General features: G+C 52.9%; 16 protein-coding genes. 8 read left to right on the plus strand and 8 right to left on the minus strand.

All coding sequences use genetic code 11. The features are described 5' to 3' along the window. Positions 1-266: 266 nt before the first annotated feature. Positions 267-719 carry a CBS domain-containing protein gene (locus tag H581_RS0129945; RefSeq protein WP_029192470.1) on the plus strand — a complete coding sequence of 151 codons (453 nt, stop codon included), beginning with the start codon at positions 267-269 and terminating at the stop codon, positions 717-719. A gap of 10 nt (positions 720-729) precedes the next feature. Here the strand turns inward: H581_RS0129945 and H581_RS0129950 are convergent, their stop codons facing one another. Then, entirely contained in the window at positions 730-1,632 is a 903-nt protein-coding gene (locus tag H581_RS0129950) for a helix-turn-helix transcriptional regulator (protein ID WP_245600195.1), read from the minus strand. A gap of 175 nt (positions 1,633-1,807) precedes the next feature. Here H581_RS0129950 and H581_RS0129955 point away from each other — a divergent pair, with 175 nt between their 5' ends. Next, complete coding sequence (locus H581_RS0129955) at positions 1,808-3,784, plus strand: beta-galactosidase trimerization domain-containing protein (RefSeq protein ID WP_029192472.1); 1,977 nt, start codon at positions 1,808-1,810, stop codon at positions 3,782-3,784. 352 nt (positions 3,785-4,136) lie between these two features. Here H581_RS0129955 and H581_RS0129960 read toward each other — a convergent pair whose 3' ends face one another. From H581_RS0129960 to H581_RS0129970, 3 genes are read right to left on the minus strand one after another with little or no spacing between them, the layout of a single operon-like run. Next, positions 4,137-4,955: an SPL family radical SAM protein gene (locus H581_RS0129960; RefSeq protein ID WP_029192473.1), complete on the minus strand. Its 819-nt coding sequence runs from the start codon at positions 4,953-4,955 to the stop codon at positions 4,137-4,139. Between the two features lie 9 nt (positions 4,956-4,964). Further along, positions 4,965-5,483 carry a methylated-DNA--[protein]-cysteine S-methyltransferase gene (locus H581_RS0129965; protein WP_029192474.1) on the minus strand — a complete coding sequence of 173 codons (519 nt, stop codon included), beginning with the start codon at positions 5,481-5,483 and terminating at the stop codon, positions 4,965-4,967. Between the two features lie 3 nt (positions 5,484-5,486). Continuing rightward, the gene (locus tag H581_RS0129970; RefSeq protein ID WP_029192475.1) at positions 5,487-6,080 is read right to left on the minus strand and encodes a bifunctional transcriptional activator/DNA repair enzyme AdaA; all 594 of its coding nucleotides are present in this window, start codon (positions 6,078-6,080) and stop codon (positions 5,487-5,489) included. Positions 6,081-6,228: 148 nt separating this feature from the next. Here H581_RS0129970 and H581_RS0129975 point away from each other — a divergent pair, with 148 nt between their 5' ends. The 6 genes from H581_RS0129975 (at position 6,229) to H581_RS0130000 (ending at position 11,844) form a co-directional block, all read left to right on the plus strand. Next, positions 6,229-7,023 (plus strand): hypothetical protein, encoded by a 795-nt coding sequence (locus tag H581_RS0129975; RefSeq protein WP_029192476.1) that lies wholly within the window; start codon positions 6,229-6,231, stop codon positions 7,021-7,023. 355 nt (positions 7,024-7,378) lie between these two features. Next, positions 7,379-8,962: a plastocyanin/azurin family copper-binding protein gene (locus tag H581_RS36760; RefSeq protein ID WP_051251466.1), complete on the plus strand. Its 1,584-nt coding sequence runs from the start codon at positions 7,379-7,381 to the stop codon at positions 8,960-8,962. A 14-nt stretch (positions 8,963-8,976) separates the two neighbouring features. Next, positions 8,977-9,693: a cupredoxin domain-containing protein gene (locus H581_RS36765; protein WP_084134855.1), complete on the plus strand. Its 717-nt coding sequence runs from the start codon at positions 8,977-8,979 to the stop codon at positions 9,691-9,693. A gap of 90 nt (positions 9,694-9,783) precedes the next feature. Further along, entirely contained in the window at positions 9,784-10,356 is a 573-nt protein-coding gene (locus tag H581_RS0129990; protein WP_029192477.1) for an RNA polymerase sigma factor, read from the plus strand. Beyond that, positions 10,353-11,099, plus strand: a complete 747-nt coding sequence (locus tag H581_RS0129995) for an anti-sigma factor (protein WP_084134856.1) — start codon at positions 10,353-10,355, stop codon at positions 11,097-11,099. The genes H581_RS0129990 and H581_RS0129995 overlap by 4 nt, the downstream gene beginning before the upstream one ends. 142 nt (positions 11,100-11,241) lie before the next feature. Then, positions 11,242-11,844 carry a YitT family protein gene (locus tag H581_RS0130000; RefSeq protein ID WP_029192479.1) on the plus strand — a complete coding sequence of 201 codons (603 nt, stop codon included), beginning with the start codon at positions 11,242-11,244 and terminating at the stop codon, positions 11,842-11,844. A gap of 72 nt (positions 11,845-11,916) precedes the next feature. Here H581_RS0130000 and H581_RS0130005 read toward each other — a convergent pair whose 3' ends face one another. The 4 genes from H581_RS0130005 to H581_RS0130020 all read right to left on the minus strand — a co-directional run bounded on the left by H581_RS0130005 (position 11,917) and on the right by H581_RS0130020 (position 16,889). Beyond that, complete coding sequence (locus H581_RS0130005) at positions 11,917-12,783, minus strand: fumarylacetoacetate hydrolase family protein (protein WP_029192480.1); 867 nt, start codon at positions 12,781-12,783, stop codon at positions 11,917-11,919. A 29-nt stretch (positions 12,784-12,812) separates the two neighbouring features. Continuing rightward, complete coding sequence (locus H581_RS35840; protein WP_051251468.1) at positions 12,813-13,592, minus strand: DeoR/GlpR family DNA-binding transcription regulator; 780 nt, start codon at positions 13,590-13,592, stop codon at positions 12,813-12,815. A gap of 936 nt (positions 13,593-14,528) precedes the next feature. Beyond that, positions 14,529-15,932, minus strand: a complete 1,404-nt coding sequence (locus H581_RS0130015) for a protoporphyrinogen oxidase (protein WP_029192481.1) — start codon at positions 15,930-15,932, stop codon at positions 14,529-14,531. A gap of 285 nt (positions 15,933-16,217) precedes the next feature. Continuing rightward, positions 16,218-16,889 (minus strand): DNA alkylation repair protein, encoded by a 672-nt coding sequence (locus H581_RS0130020; protein WP_156889724.1) that lies wholly within the window; start codon positions 16,887-16,889, stop codon positions 16,218-16,220. Position 16,890: the final 1 nt, after the last annotated feature.

Consider the following 16,890-nt stretch of genomic DNA (forward strand, 5'->3'; position numbering starts at 1 on the left):
TATTCGTGGATCAATCGTTGTATCACAATGATTCAACCTTTCTCTCTCAAATCGTTCGCCTTCAATAACCGGTATTCGACCCGAGTCTTGATTTCCGCGCTTGCGTACGTTTTAATAGTAGCCAAACCACATCATTGTGCATAAAGATATAATCTACTATCATTATGTTAAGTTAATAGGTTATAAACCTATCTAATTGATCGGCTTTGGTTCCGTTCCGATAGGGTTAGCCGCCATCCGATTTAGGCCAAAAAGGGGATGAAATTATGCAAGCTCATGAAATCATGATCCGCAACGTGTACAAAGTGAAAGAGTACGATACCGTACGCTCGGTCATTGAACGGTTCATCCAGCATCGGATCAGCGGGCTGCCTGTCGTCAACGACCGGAACGAGATCGTCGGCTACATTAGCGACGGCGACATTATGCGGTATATCGGCAAAAAAGAAGACCGTGTCGTCAACCTCATCTACTATTCCACCGTGATCAGCGACGCGGAAGCCTTTGAAGAAAAGGTTGAACGGATTCTCGACTTAAACGTGATGACCATTGCCAAAAAGAAGGTCGTAACCGCCCCCTGGGAGGAGGATATCGACCGGATCGCGACGATTCTGGGACAAAAACAAATCAAGAAGGTGCCTATCGAACGGAACGGCGTACTCGTCGGCATAATCAGCCGCGGCGATATTATCCGGCATGCGTTCAAAATCATCACCTAGCCCATCCCCATTAAATCAGGCTTTTATACTGGGAACGGTAACGGCCCGGCGAAATGCCCAGGTTTTGACGAAATAAACGGACAAAATAATTGACATTCGGCTGCCCGACACGCTCGGCGACGGCCTGCAGAGACAAATCGGTCTGCCGGAGGAGCGTACAAGCATCCTGCATTTGAAGCCGATGCGCATATTGCAGCGGGCTTAACCCGGTATGCCGCTTCAGGCAGCGGGACATGTAATCGATGTTGAAATGCAGCTCGCTTTCCATTAAAGGACCGTCGAAGGGCAGCGGATGGCGGCGCAGCAAATAATCCTCGATCTGATCGGACAGCTGCCGGGAACGTTCATGCCTCCCTGCCGAGAGAGACAGCTGCAGCCGGTGCAGCAGCTCCGCGGAGAGCAATTGCAAACGGAACGCGTTTTTGACGGAAAACATCCGGTGCAGATCCACCATCTCATCCAGGATCGGAAGCAAATGCCTGAGATCTGTCCGCATCTGCTTGGGCACATACACATACTGCTCGGAAGGCAGTTGATCGATATCGGTACCTCTGGTCAATATATACGACCAGGGGATTTGGTCCTGCCTGAGCTTTCTAATCGGACTGGCATGCAAATAATGCGTCCAGTAAACCTCCGTCTCTACTTCGACCGGCCGATGCCCGACATGTGTCTTTCCCGGCTCAAGCAGAAGAATATCCCCGGCGCCAAGCGCATAAGGCACGTCATTCTCGGTCATATAGAAGCAGCCGCTCTTCACGATCAGCAGATCGTAAACATTAAAGTTACGCTCAAAATGCTGCATCCCCGGCATCCACTTGCTGTATCCGACCGTCAGACATTGCGGCAGCGGCGGTATCGCCAGCTCCAGACATTCCATTTTCGCATCTCTCCTTTGCTTGTCCCTTTCCATTCATTATACTCCACATTAGTCGGAATCGTGCTATACAAAGTCGCAAATCACACTCCATTTCTTCGTTCAAAAAAACTATATTAAACGTATCGCAGTGAACGGGAGCAGAGGAGTATACGCTTTCCGCACCTCCCGCAGACGCTGCGCCAAACCTATGGATGGAGGGTTATAACACATGAAATTTCGTCAAGTACACTTAGATTTCCATACCTCAGAAGCGATCCGGGACATAGGCAAGTCGTTTGACAAAACACAGTTCCAGGCGATGCTGAAGAGCGGCCATGTCGATTCGATTACCGTCTTCTCGAAATGCCATCACGGCTGGGCTTATCATCCCAGCGAGGCCAACGAGACGCATCCTCATCTCGACTTCGATCTGCTTGGCGCCCAGATCGAGGCGGCGCATGAAATCGGGGTTAAAACACCGGTCTATCTGTCCGCAGGACTCGACGAGAAGCTGGCACGCAAGCACCCCGAGTGGCTGAACCGCAGCCGCGATGACCGCACCTCCTGGGTGCAGGGCTTTATGGAGCCGGGTTATCATTTATTTTGCATGAATACCCCATACTTGGATGTATTGGTTGCGCAAATCGAAGAGGTCGTACAGCGGTATGATGCCGACGGCATCTTCCTCGACATCGTCGGCATCCATTCGTGTTATTGCCAATATTGCGTGGAAGCCGTCCGGAGCGAAGGCGGCGACCCTCGCGACGATGACGCGATGAAAGCGCTGTGGGAGCGGACCTATCTGAACTACGCGCGCAGAACAAATGAAGCCGTCCACCGTTACAAGCCGGATTTGCGCGTGTTCCACAACGGCGGACATATCACCCGCGGACGCCGCGATCTCGCGGCCCTGAACGGACATTTGGAGCTGGAGTCGCTGCCGACAGGCGGCTGGGGCTATGACCATTTTCCATTATCCGCCCGCTATGCGGACACGCTCGGCATGGATTTCCTTGGCATGACGGGAAAGTTCCACCTGTCCTGGGGCGAGTTCGGCGGGTATAAGCATCCGAATGCGCTCCGTTACGAAGCCTCGCTTAGCATAGCGAACGGAGCGCGCTGTTCCATCGGCGACCAGCTGCATCCGAACGGCTTAATGGATGAGGCTACTTATGCGCTCATCGGGGAAGCTTACGGCGAGCTTGAAGCGAAGGAAGCCTGGTGCGCCGGCACCGAGGCAGTCGCCGACATCGCTCTGCTGAGCCTGGAGTCGGTCGCCGGCAGAACCGAGCATGCGAATTCCGATGCCGGAGCGGTGCGCATGCTGCTCGAAGGTCATTATCTCTTTGATGTTGTAGATCAGGAATCCGACTTCTCACGCTACCGTCTCCTTATTCTTCCGGACCGGATCCGGTCCGACGGCGGCCTTGCAAGCAAGCTGGAAGCCTATGTGGAGCAGGGAGGGAAAATCTTCGCTTCCGGAGAATCGGCTTTAAATACGGAAGGTTCGTTCGTCGTTGATTTGGGAGCCAGATGGATCGGCGCCAACGCGAATAGGCCAAGCTATTTCCGGCCGGACTTTCAGCCTGGGCCTCTGCTGCCTGCCTCATACGTCATGTATGAGCAAGGACAGGAAATAGAAGCGGCGCCGGACGCTACTGTGTGGGGCGAACGCGAGAACTCCTATTTCAATCGCGACCTCTTCACGTTCTCCTCCCACCGCCATACGCCGAATCGTCCGGAGCCTGCTGGACCTGCGATGACCGAAGGGAGGCACGGCATCTATTTAGCCTGGAACGTGTTCGAAGAATATGCGACGAAGGGCAGCCTTGTTCTGAAGGAGGCCGTTCGCTTCGCCCTGGATAAGCTGCTTGCCGAGCCCACGGTGCAGACGAATTTGCCGGCGCAGGGCATCGTTACCCTCCGGAAGCAGGAGCGGCAGAACCGCTGGATTAACCATCTGATCTACGCTTCCCCCGTCCGGCGCGGCAGCAGCGTGGAAATCATCGAAGATATTGTGCCGATTCACAACGTGAACGTAACGATTCGCGTACCGGCCCCCGTTAAGCGTGTATATCTGGCGCCGCAGGGAACGGATATACCGTTCGTTCAGCAGCAGAGCGACGCAGCATCCGGCCTATCCGCTGTCAGTTATACGGTTCCCGTATTGGAATGCCATGCCATGGCCATTCTGGAGTTCCGCTGAATCGCAGTCTTAAGCTAATGCCGCCAGGGAAGTCGGGCAGAAGATTCGTTGTTGTCAAAGATGTCCGAATTGTACGGTTGCGGTGCCAGGTTCAGGTTCAATAGGTAAAAAAGGGCGTATCAAATGGAATATCCATTTGCACGCCCTTTTTCATATTCACGTTACTCCAATTCACCATCGTGTATCGCACCGTGGATCGTACCGTGTATTGCGTTGTAGCGTACCGTGCCGTTTATTGCACCGCGTATCATGGTTTGTATCGTATCGTTTATCGCACCGTGTATCGTTCCTTGGATCCGGTTATCGTGCGATGTATCATGCCGTGCTTCGCAAGACACAGCTTACACTTCCGTCATGGCGCAAAGCCCTCCTGGCTCAAATAAACCCGTCCCTCCGGGAAGACTTTCCGGAGCTCGTCGTACACCTTGCGGTAAGCCGTAGGACCGTACCACTCCCCGAGGCCCAGCTTCTCGTACATCGATTGAATGCCTAACTGCCGTGTCCGCTTTCCCCCGCTGCCGTCCCCCATGAAATAATCGTCTACGCACACCCGGTCGACCAGCGACTTCAGCAGCTCGGGGAAATGCTCGCTGCTCGGCAGCACCGGAGCAACCGTCGCCTGAACCGGCACTCCCGCATCGGCCAGCAGCTGCAGTGTCTTTAACCTGGCGGGAATAGGCGGAGCGTCCGGCGTGAAAATCTTGCGCATATCCTCCCGGTCCGTCTCCACCGTCATGCTGACCCGGACCTTATCTTTTAATTGCAGCAATAAGTCGATATCCCTGCGGACAAGCGGGCTGCGCGTCTGGACGAATAAAAAGTCGGGAGGATCGTCCGCCATCGCCTCCAGCAGCGACCTGGTCACCCGCTCTTTGTATTCGACCGGCTGATACGGGTCCGTGCTTGATGACATGAAGATCGTCACTTTGCCCTTCCGCTTGGCCCGCGCCAGCTCCTTGCGCAGCACGTCAGCCGCTTCCTTTTTAATATCCACCCAGGTCCCCCACTCCTCCTTCCGGAAGGCCGCGACCGGCATTTGGCGGACATAGCAATAGGAGCAGCCAAAGGAACAGCCCGTATAAGGATTAAGAGAATGGCTGTAATCGGACAGGAAGCCTGTCCCTTTATTTAGAATCGTCTTCGGGTTTTTATAAAAATACGATGTCTTCATCTCTCCGCCCTACATGCTTTCCCGTTCCAATTGCAGCAGACGCGTCTTCATATCCAAGCCGCCGCGGTACCCGGTAAGCGAACCGTTCTTGCCGACAACCCGGTGGCACGGGACCGTAATCAGGATCGGATTCGCGCCGATCGCCGCTCCGACCGCCCGTACGGCTGCAGGCTTCTGAATTCGCTCCGCAATATCCGAATAAGACATCGTTTGCCCGTACGGGATTCCGCAGAGCGCATGCCATACCGCAAGCTGAAACGCCGTGCCGCGGTAATCAAAGGGCAGAGTAAACGACTTGCGCTCGCCCTGCAAATATTCAGAAAGCTCCGCCGCATAAGGCTGCAGCCGATCATCGTCCCGGACCAGCCCGCTGCCGGGGAATCGGGCGGCCGCCCAGTCGCGAAGCTCATCGAACGGCTTATTCTGCGAGCCTATATAGCAAAGCCCGTTAGTTGAAGCCGCTATGTGCAGGCTCCATTCTCCATGCTCCAGCAACGACCAATAGATCGTCGTATCATCCTTTTTCACTGTTCATCCCTCCGACTTCTTCCGGATGATCCGCCGGTAGTCCGCCGGCGTATGCCCGGTTTTCTTCTTGAACAACGTGATAAAATAAGGCGTATTCGGCATGCCTACGTTCAGCGCAATGTCCGAAACGGTTTTATTCGTAACCGTCAAATACTCGATCGCTTTGTTCATCCGCGCTTGCTGAATGTACTCGACCGGCGTCATGCCCTTGATTCTCTTGAACGTCCGGTGAAGATGATAAGGGCTGCCGTGGCACATATCGGCTAATGCCTCCAGCGTCAAGCTCCCGTTATAGTTCCTGTCGATACATGCCGTTATCTGAGAAACCCATTCCTGGTCAGGCAGGCGCTCTCCCGTCGGCTTGCAGCGCTTGCACGGGCGGTATCCGGCGGACAGCGCTTGTTCGGCATTTTGAAAAATAAGTACGTTCTCTTTGTTCGGCATCTTGGATTTGCAGGAAGGTCTGCAAAAAATCCCCGTCGTCTTGACGGCATATATAAACCGGAAATCGTAGGAAGCATCGTTGTGAATAATGGCGTGCCACTTCGCTTCCGTCATTCCCTCGTCGCCTGCTTGCTGCATTCCGTTCACCTCCATCCACAGTATACCCCCTGCGGCAGCCATCTGTACGTTTTTGCGAATAGGTTAGCAAGATAATGAAATTTTCTCCTGATTTCTTTAGCAGGCGTATCATGGTATAGTGTGGCTATATCAAATTCATTAATGAGCGCAGGAGGTACGAGAGTTGGTACATCAATTCGTCATAGCGCCGCTGACATATAACGTCTTCGAGGATGAAGCGGCACAGATTGCCAAGTGCAAGGAATGGGGCTTGCTATCGGAGAAAGCATCCAAGACCAAAAATTTCTATTACAAAGGAAACGGATTGAACGTATCCTGCAGCATCATCGGTTACGTCGACGATATGGCGGCGGTCATTCAATTCGACAACAGCCGGCTGCACTGCATTCACCCTTCCTATTTGAAAGAGATGCAGGCGTCAAGCTACGGCGCGAAGCAATCGGCCGCAGCTGACAGATCAGCCGGACAGGAGATCGTCGAGGAGCCCGCAGCCGAGGAAATGACCGCAGCGGACGTTTCAACCGAAGCGGCCAAGCCTGCGGAAGCGGCAACCGAAGTAACAGCTTCCGAAGAAACGGCAATCGGAGAATCGGCAGCCGAAGAGGCCGTTACCGCTGAGCCGCCAAAGGGGAAAGCGAAAAAAGAAAAAACGCAAAAGCTGCAGCTCCCGGAAGAAAAGGTGAAAATGACCGCAGTCGTTAAGGAATTTACGACCGTTCCGAATAACTTCTCCGACACCGAGGATGAAGTCATTATTTATGAAGCGGCCGCTATTCTTGAACCTGCTCTGGAGGTCGGCCCGGTTTGGTCAAGCCACAGCTCCACGCTCAAGAAGCTGGAGCTTGAGGTCGGGGACACGCTCGCCTTCGAGTGCAAAATCGTGGCCAAGAAGCTTACGAAGCATCCGGTCCCTTACAAGATCAACAATCCTTCCAAACTGCAAAAAAACCCGGGTTAGGCGAAGCCGGAAAGGGGCTGCGCCAGCGAGCAGGCAAATCGGACAAGTTAACAGGCTTAAAAGGCTTGAAGCTGTAATCAAACACAAAATCCTGATTTAGGATTGCGGCTGTTTGATTGCAGCTTTGTTTTTTTTGGGGATGCATCTTCTGCTTCATAATCGAAGGGCTTGATTCGCCCAGCAATCGTCATACGAGCGAAATAAACGGCACTTTTTACCCTTGATTCGCCCACGAAATTATAAAAATCTCAAATAAATGCGCTGCCGCTCAAACCGATTTGGCTCCCCGTTCGTTACCTCCTATGGAAACGTATTTATGGATGGCCGCTTTACAATTAAAAGGAGGTAATAATGAATGAATGCCAAAAAAATGACACTCGCTTTCTTTGTTCTCATCCTGTGCATGAGCTCGCTTCTCGCTTTGGGCGCATCCGCCGAGGAGCAGCCTGCCGGAACCGTGAAGACCGATGCCGAAACCGCCGCTGAGCTTGGTCTGCTGCTCGGTGACGGGAATGGCGTCAACGAAACGTATTTAGCCAAAAAGTCGACCAGACTGCAAGCCGCCATCATATCGCTCCGCCTTCAAGGTCTGCTGGATGAGGCATTGGCCTATACCGGCACCGGCAATTTCTCTGACGCAAGCCAGGTCGGCAGCAGCAATCAGGCTGTGCTCGCATACCTAAGGAACCATCCGGAGCTCGGCTGGTCCGGCACGGGCAACGGCAAATTCGGTCCTGCGGCCGGCATCACCTCCCAGCAATTGTATAAAGTGCTGCTCGAGATTGCGGGCTTCAAGCAGGACCAGGATTTCACTTATGCGGAGACAGAGCCGTTCGCCGCAGGGAAAGGCTTAAAGCAAATCGCAGGCACGGCATCCCTGACGAATGCCCATATTGCAACAGCGCTCGTCGAGGCGCTGAACGTGCCTGCGTCCGGCGGAGCATCGCTGTTCGCACAATTGCAGACCAAAGGCGTAATCGCGGCATCCGCTGCGCTGCCTGATGATCAGATTCTGCTGGCAAGCAGCGATAAGCTGGGAACGTTCTTCACCGACCGGAACGGGCGTACGCTTTATTTCTTCACGAAGGACGCCGAGGACCCGAATGCCTGTAAGGATCAATGCCTTGCGAACTGGCCGATATTTTATGCAGAGGATCTGCAAATTCCGGGCCAATTGAATCCGGACGACTTCTCGGTGCTGACCCGTGCAGACGGAACCAAGCAAACGACCTACAAAGGCTGGCCTTTGTACTACTTCGTGAAGGACATGGCAGCAGGCGACGTGCTTGGCGAAGCAGTCGGAGGCGTATGGTTCGTGGCGAAATCCGACTATGCCGTCATGCTCGGCACCTCCTCGAAGCTGGGGAATTACTTAACGGACGATGAAGGACGCACCTTGTACTACTTTGACAAAGATACGCCGCAAACGAGCGCATGCGAAGGAACATGCCTCGCGAACTGGCCTGCCTACGAGGCAGCGGGAGCAAGTACGATATCCACCTTACCCGCTTCCGATATCGGTTCGATTACCCGTTCCGACGGAACGAAGCAAACGACGTATAAAGGCTATCCGCTGTATTATTTCGTCAAAGACGTCAAGCATGGCGATGTGCTGGGCCAAAATGTGAACGAAGTATGGTTTGTCGTCGACCCGGCCAAATTTACCGGAACGACGGCGCCGGAGGTTAAAACGTACCGCATCGATATGAAAGAGTTTTCGTTCGGGACGGAGCCGCTGACGGTTGAAGCCGGATCGAAAATCATCTTTACCAATTTCGATGACATGAAACATAATGCGGTCGCGCTGGACGGCTCCTTCGAAACCCCGCTTCTCGCCAAAGGGGAGTCCCATACCGTTACGCTGGATAAAGCCGGAACGTACAATTATTTCTGCGAGCCGCACAAGCAGTTTATGACCGGTCAAATCATCGTGAAATAAATGGAGGAAAGCTCATGTTAAGACATTCACGAGTTATGATGCTGCTCTTCCTCGGCTTGTTCGGTCTCGTTCTATTGTCCGCTTGCGGTTCGAATGAGCCTGATAAGCAGCAAGCGAATTCGACGACGGCTTCCCCTGCCGGTTCTCCGGAGGCAACTCCGGACGCATCGGACGAAGCCGGGCCGGAGCAAAGCGGCGGCACCGATGCTCCGAAGGAAACTGAGTCGCCGGCTGACACGCAGGAAGCAACGATCGCGCCCGCTGATTCTCCTGCTCCGGATGCGTCGGCATCGCCGAAAGCCGAGCCGTCCGGCCACAGTCAAGAAGGCAGCCACTCTTCCGGCAAGAATGACAATGCGGAAGATAAAGGAGAAGCGTCTCAACAAACCGCAACCCCAAAGCCGACCGCAACCCCGAAACCGAGGGCAACGGCGACACCTCAGGCGGAGAAACCGCCATCCGACAAGCCGGCGGGACAGGTGCATATCGTAGAAATCGTGAATTTCGCCTTCTCGCCCGCGGAGCTGACCGTCAAAGCGGGAGACAGCGTGAAGTTCATCAATAAGGACGAGGTCGGCCATACCGCTACAGCCGATGACAAGACCTTCGATACCGGAACGCTCGACCTGGATCAAGCCAAGGAGATTACCTTCGCCAAGGACGGCGAATTTTCGTATTATTGCCTGCCGCATCCGGGAATGAAGGGAGTGATCATCGTCGAATCCGAATAATTGAGCTGAGGGAAACCGTTTACGGTTTCCCTCTCTTTTGGTAAGATGGAATTTATTATTTATTTCAGCCTGTTCTGGAGGCCACCTGGTATGCGGAAGCAATCCGATTACGAGCTTATGCTGCTCATCAAGAGAAAACAGCATAAAGCGCTCGCCATTTTATACGACCGATACGCTTCGCTCATCTATTCCTTTGCCATGAAGGCGCTAAAGGATGAGCAGGCCGCTAGAGATATCGTCCAATCAGTGTTCATGCGGCTGTGGACGACCGAATCGGACTTTAATCCCGATAAGGGCCGGTTTTCAAGCTGGCTGCTCACCATAACCCGTAATCTGACGATTGACTGGCAGCGGAAGGAAAGGCGGGAGAACGCGGGACTTGTCCCTCTCGAGCCGGAGCAGTTGGAGCAAATACCGGATGAATTCGCGGAATCCCCGGAAGACAGCGTCATGAGGGGCTCGCAGAAAGAGCAAATTCGCAGCGCTTACCGCCATTTGTCCAAGCAGCAAATTATGCTCCTGGAGCATTTTTATTGGCAGGGCTTCAGCTTAAGCGAACTGGCAAAAATCTATAATCAGCCGCTCGGAACGGTCAAGAACCGTCTGCATCAGGCATTAAAAATATTACGAAGGCATCTTCTGGCGGAAGGGGAGGGAACATGATGCAAGACAACGGGCAAAAACAAGTCTGCGACATGTGCTTGGATTATATATCCGGCGTATGCTCAGATGAAGATAAACGGGCATTCGAGCGTCATCTTCCCGACTGTGCCGACTGCCGGGCCGAAATCGATGAGCTTCGTTTCGTATGGGAGGCGTTCCCGGGTAGCATGGAACGAATCGAACCGCCAAAGGATTTGAAGAAACAAGTGATGGACGCCGCATTAGCCGCGGACGGGGATTGGAAGCCGGCAAGCAGACGTTCCGAGGCGAAGCGCTGGATTGCCCGCGCCGCCGTCTCGGCCGCTGCGCTTATCTTCATTGCGGGCTCTATCTGGAATTACGGTCTGTACCGGGACCGGACGGCCGCCCCGCTGCCCTTGGAGCAAGCCTTAGACATTCCGGCAGCTCAAATTGAAAGATTGGTTTCACTGAAGCCGGAAAATGCAGAGTCCGCCCGTACCTACGGCGTCGCCTGCATCGTCAATAACGGCCAGAGCAGGCAATTTATCGTCTATGTATTCGGAGCGCAGGCTACGGTTGACTCGCAAGCTTATCAGGTGTGGCTGGTTCAGGACGGCCAGAGGAGAAGCGCAGGCACCTTCCGCGTTGATGAGAAGGGCATTGGCGTACTGGCACTGCCGATCGCGTCAAGCAGCCTGGCCTTTGATACGATCGGCATCACCCTTGAACCGGATGACCGCGGCGACCAGCCCCGCGGCGATAAAAAGTTCGGCTCCGTCTAATGGATAAGCGCAAAATCACAGAAGCGGCCCCTTCAGGTTTATGACCTTTAGGGGACTGCTTCTTTTTATTTGGGTATTACTGGAACATTCCGGCGCGCAGCCGCATATATATCAGACAGGCCTTATCAGGGGGAATGTTTTTATGCTGTCATTAAGCAAAATAGCCGCGATTGTAATCGGAAGCATCCTTATTGCGGTCGGCATTAATTTTTTTCTCATTCCGCTTGGCGTGCTGGATGGCGGAGTCATCGGAATATCCCTTATTATAAACTATTTATTTCATATTAAAGTCGGGTTTGTCATGTTATGCTGCAGCATTCCTATCTTTGCAATAGCCTGGTCTTACAGCAAGGGCATGCTGTACTACAGCATCATCGGGCTGTTGTTTTCCAGCTATGTGATTGATTTGCTGGAGCCTTACCAGTACTACTTCCTCTATTATGTGGAATGGACGCCGTTCACCCGTGCCGTTGTCGGCGGATTAATGATCGGCACCGGAATCGGCACAATGATCCGGTTTGACAGCACGACAGGCGGAACGGATCTGCTCGCCCAATTTTTGACCAAGCTGTTTCCGGTTAATGTCGGCATCCTTATCCTGGTCATGGACCTTATCATTATCGGCCTGGGCGAGCTGCTGCTTCCGGGCGATACCTTCTTCTTATCCTTCGTCACGATTACGGCCGGAGGGCTTGCTACCAGCTTATGCACGTGGAATCATCCGCACGGTTACCACCATGGATAGCCGGTTATCCTCCTGATTGAAGCGTTATACTCCTGCTCGTTCGAGGAAGCAAGGGGCTGCGGCTTTATTCCATTATGACGTGCCGGCAACGGGGTTCAGCAAAGGGTCAAAGCCGTCTATACGGCACTCGACCACGTCGCCGTCGCGGATCACGACCGGCCCCGGCGTACCGGTTAAAATGACATCCCCGGGGAGCAGCGTCATAAAATCGGAATGGAACGCGACCGCATACCAGGGGCGGAATTTCATGTTGAAAATCCGATTTTGAAACGCCTTCTCGCCATTAAGCACAGTCGTTACCGACAGTTGCAGGACATCGGGAATTTCGTCCGGCGTCACCAGCTGCGGACCCAGACTAAGAAAGGTGTCGTAGCTCTTGGCGCGCGTCAGAAACCGCGGGTTTCGAGCGTGAATATCGGCAGCCGTCATATCCAGCGACGTCGTGAACCCCGCAACCGCCGTATGCGCCTCCGCTTCCGAAATATGGCGGCAGCGCTTCCCGATAATGATGGCCAGCTCCGCTTCAGCCGTAATCGTGCCGGCACCTGCCGGGAGTAGAATGGGATCATTGGGACCGATTAACGTTGTCGCGGGCTTCATGAACCCGACCGGCTCCTCGTCCTCCGCCTTATGCCGAAGCTCAGCGGCATCCTGGATATAATTCATGCCGATTCCCCAGATTTTTCCTGGATTCCGGTATATGGGCTTTATTTCAGCTTCCTCATAAGGAACACCCGGCATGGCCGCAACCAACCGTTCTCCGTCGCTGCGGTACCAGTCCTGCAGCTCCTGCAGCTTCCCGCTTTGAATAAGCGCCAGCAGCTCTTCCGGCCAATGAGTTCCGGAGGCCCGATTAACGGCTTCTAGCGTCACATATCCTCGCGAAGTATGAATAGCCGCTATTTCCTTCGCATTCACATTTAAAGTCGCAAGCTTCATGGCCGCGCCGCCTCCTTATTCTTTCTTGATCAGCTTTCTACCGCCGCGACGCGAAGCGCATAACCGGAATCCCGGAAAATACCGATTTCATGCTCGTCGAGCCTATTATCCGTAATAATTTCGTCAAAAGCCTCCAAATCGGAGAAAATAGCAAAGGACGTATAGCTGAATTTGGTGGCATCCGCAAGCAGAATCCGGGTGTTGGCCGCTTTCATGCTGCTCTGCCTCACGCCCACCAATACCGGCGACCAAGCCATCGCGCCCTTATCGTGAGATACGGCCTCGCAGGTCAGAAACGCGATATCGACCGTAATGGAATCCATCATCCGCTCCGTATAAATCCCATCCATGCTGTACGCCCACTTGCTTACGCGGCCACCCGTACAGTATACCTCCATACTGTCAAAACGTTCCTCGTTCGACAGCAGCAGCGCGATATGCAAATCTCTCGTTATGACCTTCAGATTGCGAAACCGCTCCAGCTCATGCACCATCGCCGCCGTTGTCGTTCCCGCATCCAATATAATGCTCATGCCGTCTTGAATATGCCCCGCGGCCTCCTTCGCGATCGCCGCCTTCTCGAGCGGATTCTCGCTGGAGCGCTGCTCGTAATTCGCGCCCATATAACGTTTTATTTTAACCGCTCCGCCATGCGAACGCTGAATTTTCCCCTCTGATTCCATAAGATCCAAGTCTCTGCGGATGGTCATCTGCGATACGTTGAACCGTTCCGCCAGTTCGGTAATCGTAACCTGCTGCTTCAAATCGAGCAGCTTCATAATTTCATGTCGCCTGGTGCCTACGAGCATTGGCTCCCCCCCATTGCAGGTTGATGCAGCGATTGCAGCGTTTTTCCCCCTCATAATACCATAGAACCCGGCAGTCATTCGCTCCACGTTCAAGACTGCCCTATTAAACCGGAAGGGGCGCGGCCAAAATGGTGGCCCTCCCGCCGGCAGAGCCAGCATTACTTGAGCTTTGCATTCGCCGCGCCCACGAAATCATTCGTGAATGCCTTCGATATGTCTTGGCTGGATTTCATTACTTTAAGATCAACTATATAAGTTAAACGATTGATTTACATCAGCTGTTATCGCTGCGAGAGCGGCTTGCTCGTCTTCCGGCAAACAACCATACGGTGCATAACGTAAATTTGTTTTGTATTTCGCAATTATGTTATGTATTATAACATCAATGTAGAAAATATCAATACACATTTGTTAATTTATGATCATTGATTGTTAATTTGGCCCCAAAAAACGAACATTCGTATTGAAAACCCTTACAAATCGGTCGGTCTCTGTATTCATCACAAGAAAAACGCAGTGAAGATGTTCGTTTATGTTATATAACCTTACATTAATATGATGCTATAGTTGATAGATTCTCTCTTTCCGCTCCGCCAATGCAAATCGAGACGAACCATCGAATTCTGGTGTTTCAAACCATTAAAAAAAGAGCCTGGAAAAAAACATCCAGTGCTCCATTCATTTATTGTTATCGGTTCACTCTGTCATCATAACGCTTCGAGAAAACAGCTATATTGGCTTTCTCGCAGTAACTTTGGCAGCATTAACATCTTCTCACACGCCATCATGGAATTTATCCAGTGACCTCTGCCGAAATGGCCAAAAGGTGTCTTTTGGAGCCGCTATGGCTGCATCACATCCAGTATAGAAACCTGAAGCGCGCTAATCATGCTTCTATGTTGGTGAAATCCATCATAGCTCAACCACTCGCACTGCCTACTCTTCCGAAGGCCCAAGCATCCGTTCGACGATTTGCTGCGCCGTCCGTTCTCCGTTTGCGATGCAATCCGGAATGCCTACGCCGTAATACGAGCATCCTGCGAGCAGCACCCCGGGATATAATCTCCCCATCTTCTCCTCCAGCGACTTGACAACCTGATGATGCCCGATATGGTAATTCGGCATCGCCTCGTTCCATTTGGTCACTACATGCTCGAGCGGCTCCGCGGCAATGCCGAGCGATTTCTCCACATCGCGCAGCGCCGTCTTCGCCAGCTCGGCTTCCGATAATTCTTGCAGCTCCGCATATGCGGCATTCGAGCTCTTATAGAACAGCCTCACCAACAACCGGTTGGACTTCGAGGTGTGCTCCCACTTCCGGCTCGTCCACGTACAAGCGTTGCAGATCAAATCGCTGCCGCCGGCGGCAATAAAGCCGGTTCCGTCCTTAGGCAGCCGGCTGTCCGGAACGTCAAAGCTCAAATAAACGCTGATCATCGAAGCGTTCCGAAGCCGGTTGAAATCCTCGTTCAGCTCCCCGTCACGCAGCAAGGCCTGCGCGGCCTGATGCTGCGTGCCGAGTACGACATAATCCGCCTCTATAGCGTTATAGTTAGAGAACGATACGGTGTACCTGCCGGAGGACTTCATGATCCGGTCGGCCTTTACCCCTTTTACAACCTCAATATCGCTCAGCTGCTCCTCCAGCCTGTCGATAAGCGCCGATAACCCGTTTTTAAACGATAAAAATTTCTTATTGCCCGCCCGTTGGAAGGTGCTCCGGTTCTCCGACAGGCCTTTTATGATACTGCCGTATTTATTCTTATAATCAAGCAAATAAGGAAGGGTTGAAGCCAGGGTCAAGCCCGCGAGTTCCCCGGAATAAACCCCGGACAGCACCGGGGCAATCTGCTTCTCGACAAGCTCTTTCCCTAGGAAGGCCTCCAAGAACAGGCCGACCGAATCATTTGTCGTGAATGTCTCATTCGCCGTGTAGAAATCCTTCAGCGCCTCCACTTTGCCTTCCGCCGATATTAACGTGCTGCTTGCCAACGATTCGATGCTCATCGGTATGCCGAACACCGTATCGTCCGGAATCGGCTTCAGCTCGCCGTCCGCGTGGATATAGGACTTGCCCGTAGCGTTGTAGACAACCTCATCCTGCAAATTCAACTCTTCAATAAAAGGTGCCACATTCGGCTTCCGGGCGACAATCGAATCCGCTCCCGTTTCCATTATAAATTCGCCATGCTGAACCGTATTGATTTTGCCGCCCAGCTTATCCCCGCCCTCCGCCAATATCACTTTGGCTGACAATCGGTTCGCTTTCAATTTTTGCTGCAAATAATAGGCGGCTGACAGCCCGGTAACGCCGCCTCCGATAACAACGATCGTTTTCATTTCCCACACCTCTGTCCGTTACGGTAAAAATAAGCTGCTATCGCTGCGAGAGCAAATCATTCTTACGATCGCTGTTGCAGCCAAATGGTTTGAATAGGTAGCCCCTGTTAGGGTAACCATTTGAACTGCAAAAAGCGACCACTTCGTTTCTCCAGAACGATTTGCTCTCTCCGCTCCGCGCTATCATTTTTTACTTCAATTTATATATCATATCAGACTTTGCAAGCAATATATAAATGACATTCATCACACTCGTGAAGATTTGTCAGCCGTTATTTTGATTTCTCATTCTCGCTTCATGCCGCGTATCCTCTGCTTTGTTTCCGGATCCGCGCGGTACGATTCCGTTATTTTCTGCAGCGCTTTATTATAGGTGAAGTCATCCAGGGCGCAGCTCTCCAAATAAGCCGTCGTACGTTCCGGCAGCTTCACAAAGCAAACGGAGATGGCCCACGCGACCGCCATCCGGACATAATACCGGTCCCGCTTCGTATGATCCAGCAGCTCCAGCACACGGTCGATATATTCCTCTTCGATATAATAATCAAGCAGCATCACGACGCCGAAACGGATTTCGTATTCCTGTTCCGAAGCCAGGTATGGCTGCAAAAATTCCCACACCCGTCTCCTGTTCGTCTTCACGGCCTTTAATCCGGCGCAGAAGCTGTCGCAGACCGACCAATTGTCTATTCTGGGAACAAAAGCGGCTGTAAAGCGGAGAATTTCTTCGATATCCGTCTTGACGCAACCGATCACCATGCCCTGGAGCATCACTTCCTCGAAGTAGTCATTCTCCGCTTGCTCCAGGTATGTGCGCCAGTCTCCCTTGGCGATTTGCTTCGCCAGCTTGCGAAGCTCCGGCAGCCGAACGCCCAGCACGTTGTCGATATTCGGTATTAACGCGGAAGAAAACTTCCGGTACTTCTCATCGGCCATCCCGATTAACTGCGCCTTCATC

Origin of the sequence: Paenibacillus harenae DSM 16969 (assembly GCF_000422465.1) — a bacterium.
GTDB classification, from domain to species: domain Bacteria; phylum Bacillota; class Bacilli; order Paenibacillales; family Paenibacillaceae; genus Pristimantibacillus; species Pristimantibacillus harenae.

What these genes read in the sequence shown, in the direction of transcription:
- H581_RS0129970 (WP_029192475.1), bottom strand. Translation starts at nt 6,080, where the DNA reads ATGGAGGTGAACGGAATGCAGCAAGCAGGCGACGAGGGAATGACGGAA.
- H581_RS36765 (WP_084134855.1), top strand. Translation starts at nt 8,977, where the DNA reads ATGTTAAGACATTCACGAGTTATGATGCTGCTCTTCCTCGGCTTGTTC.
- H581_RS0129955 (WP_029192472.1), top strand. Translation starts at nt 1,808, where the DNA reads ATGAAATTTCGTCAAGTACACTTAGATTTCCATACCTCAGAAGCGATC.
- H581_RS0130015 (WP_029192481.1), bottom strand. Translation starts at nt 15,932, where the DNA reads ATGAAAACGATCGTTGTTATCGGAGGCGGCGTTACCGGGCTGTCAGCC.
- H581_RS0129945 (WP_029192470.1), top strand. Translation starts at nt 267, where the DNA reads ATGCAAGCTCATGAAATCATGATCCGCAACGTGTACAAAGTGAAAGAG.
- H581_RS35840 (WP_051251468.1), bottom strand. Translation starts at nt 13,592, where the DNA reads ATGCTCGTAGGCACCAGGCGACATGAAATTATGAAGCTGCTCGATTTG.
- H581_RS0129990 (WP_029192477.1), top strand. Translation starts at nt 9,784, where the DNA reads ATGCGGAAGCAATCCGATTACGAGCTTATGCTGCTCATCAAGAGAAAA.
- H581_RS0129995 (WP_084134856.1), top strand. Translation starts at nt 10,353, where the DNA reads ATGATGCAAGACAACGGGCAAAAACAAGTCTGCGACATGTGCTTGGAT.
- H581_RS0129960 (WP_029192473.1), bottom strand. Translation starts at nt 4,955, where the DNA reads ATGAAGACATCGTATTTTTATAAAAACCCGAAGACGATTCTAAATAAA.
- H581_RS0130005 (WP_029192480.1), bottom strand. Translation starts at nt 12,783, where the DNA reads ATGAAGCTTGCGACTTTAAATGTGAATGCGAAGGAAATAGCGGCTATT.
- H581_RS0130000 (WP_029192479.1), top strand. Translation starts at nt 11,242, where the DNA reads ATGCTGTCATTAAGCAAAATAGCCGCGATTGTAATCGGAAGCATCCTT.
- H581_RS0129950 (WP_245600195.1), bottom strand. Translation starts at nt 1,632, where the DNA reads ATGGAAAGGGACAAGCAAAGGAGAGATGCGAAAATGGAATGTCTGGAG.
- H581_RS0130020 (WP_156889724.1), bottom strand. Translation starts at nt 16,889, where the DNA reads ATGAAGGCGCAGTTAATCGGGATGGCCGATGAGAAGTACCGGAAGTTT.
- H581_RS36760 (WP_051251466.1), top strand. Translation starts at nt 7,379, where the DNA reads ATGAATGCCAAAAAAATGACACTCGCTTTCTTTGTTCTCATCCTGTGC.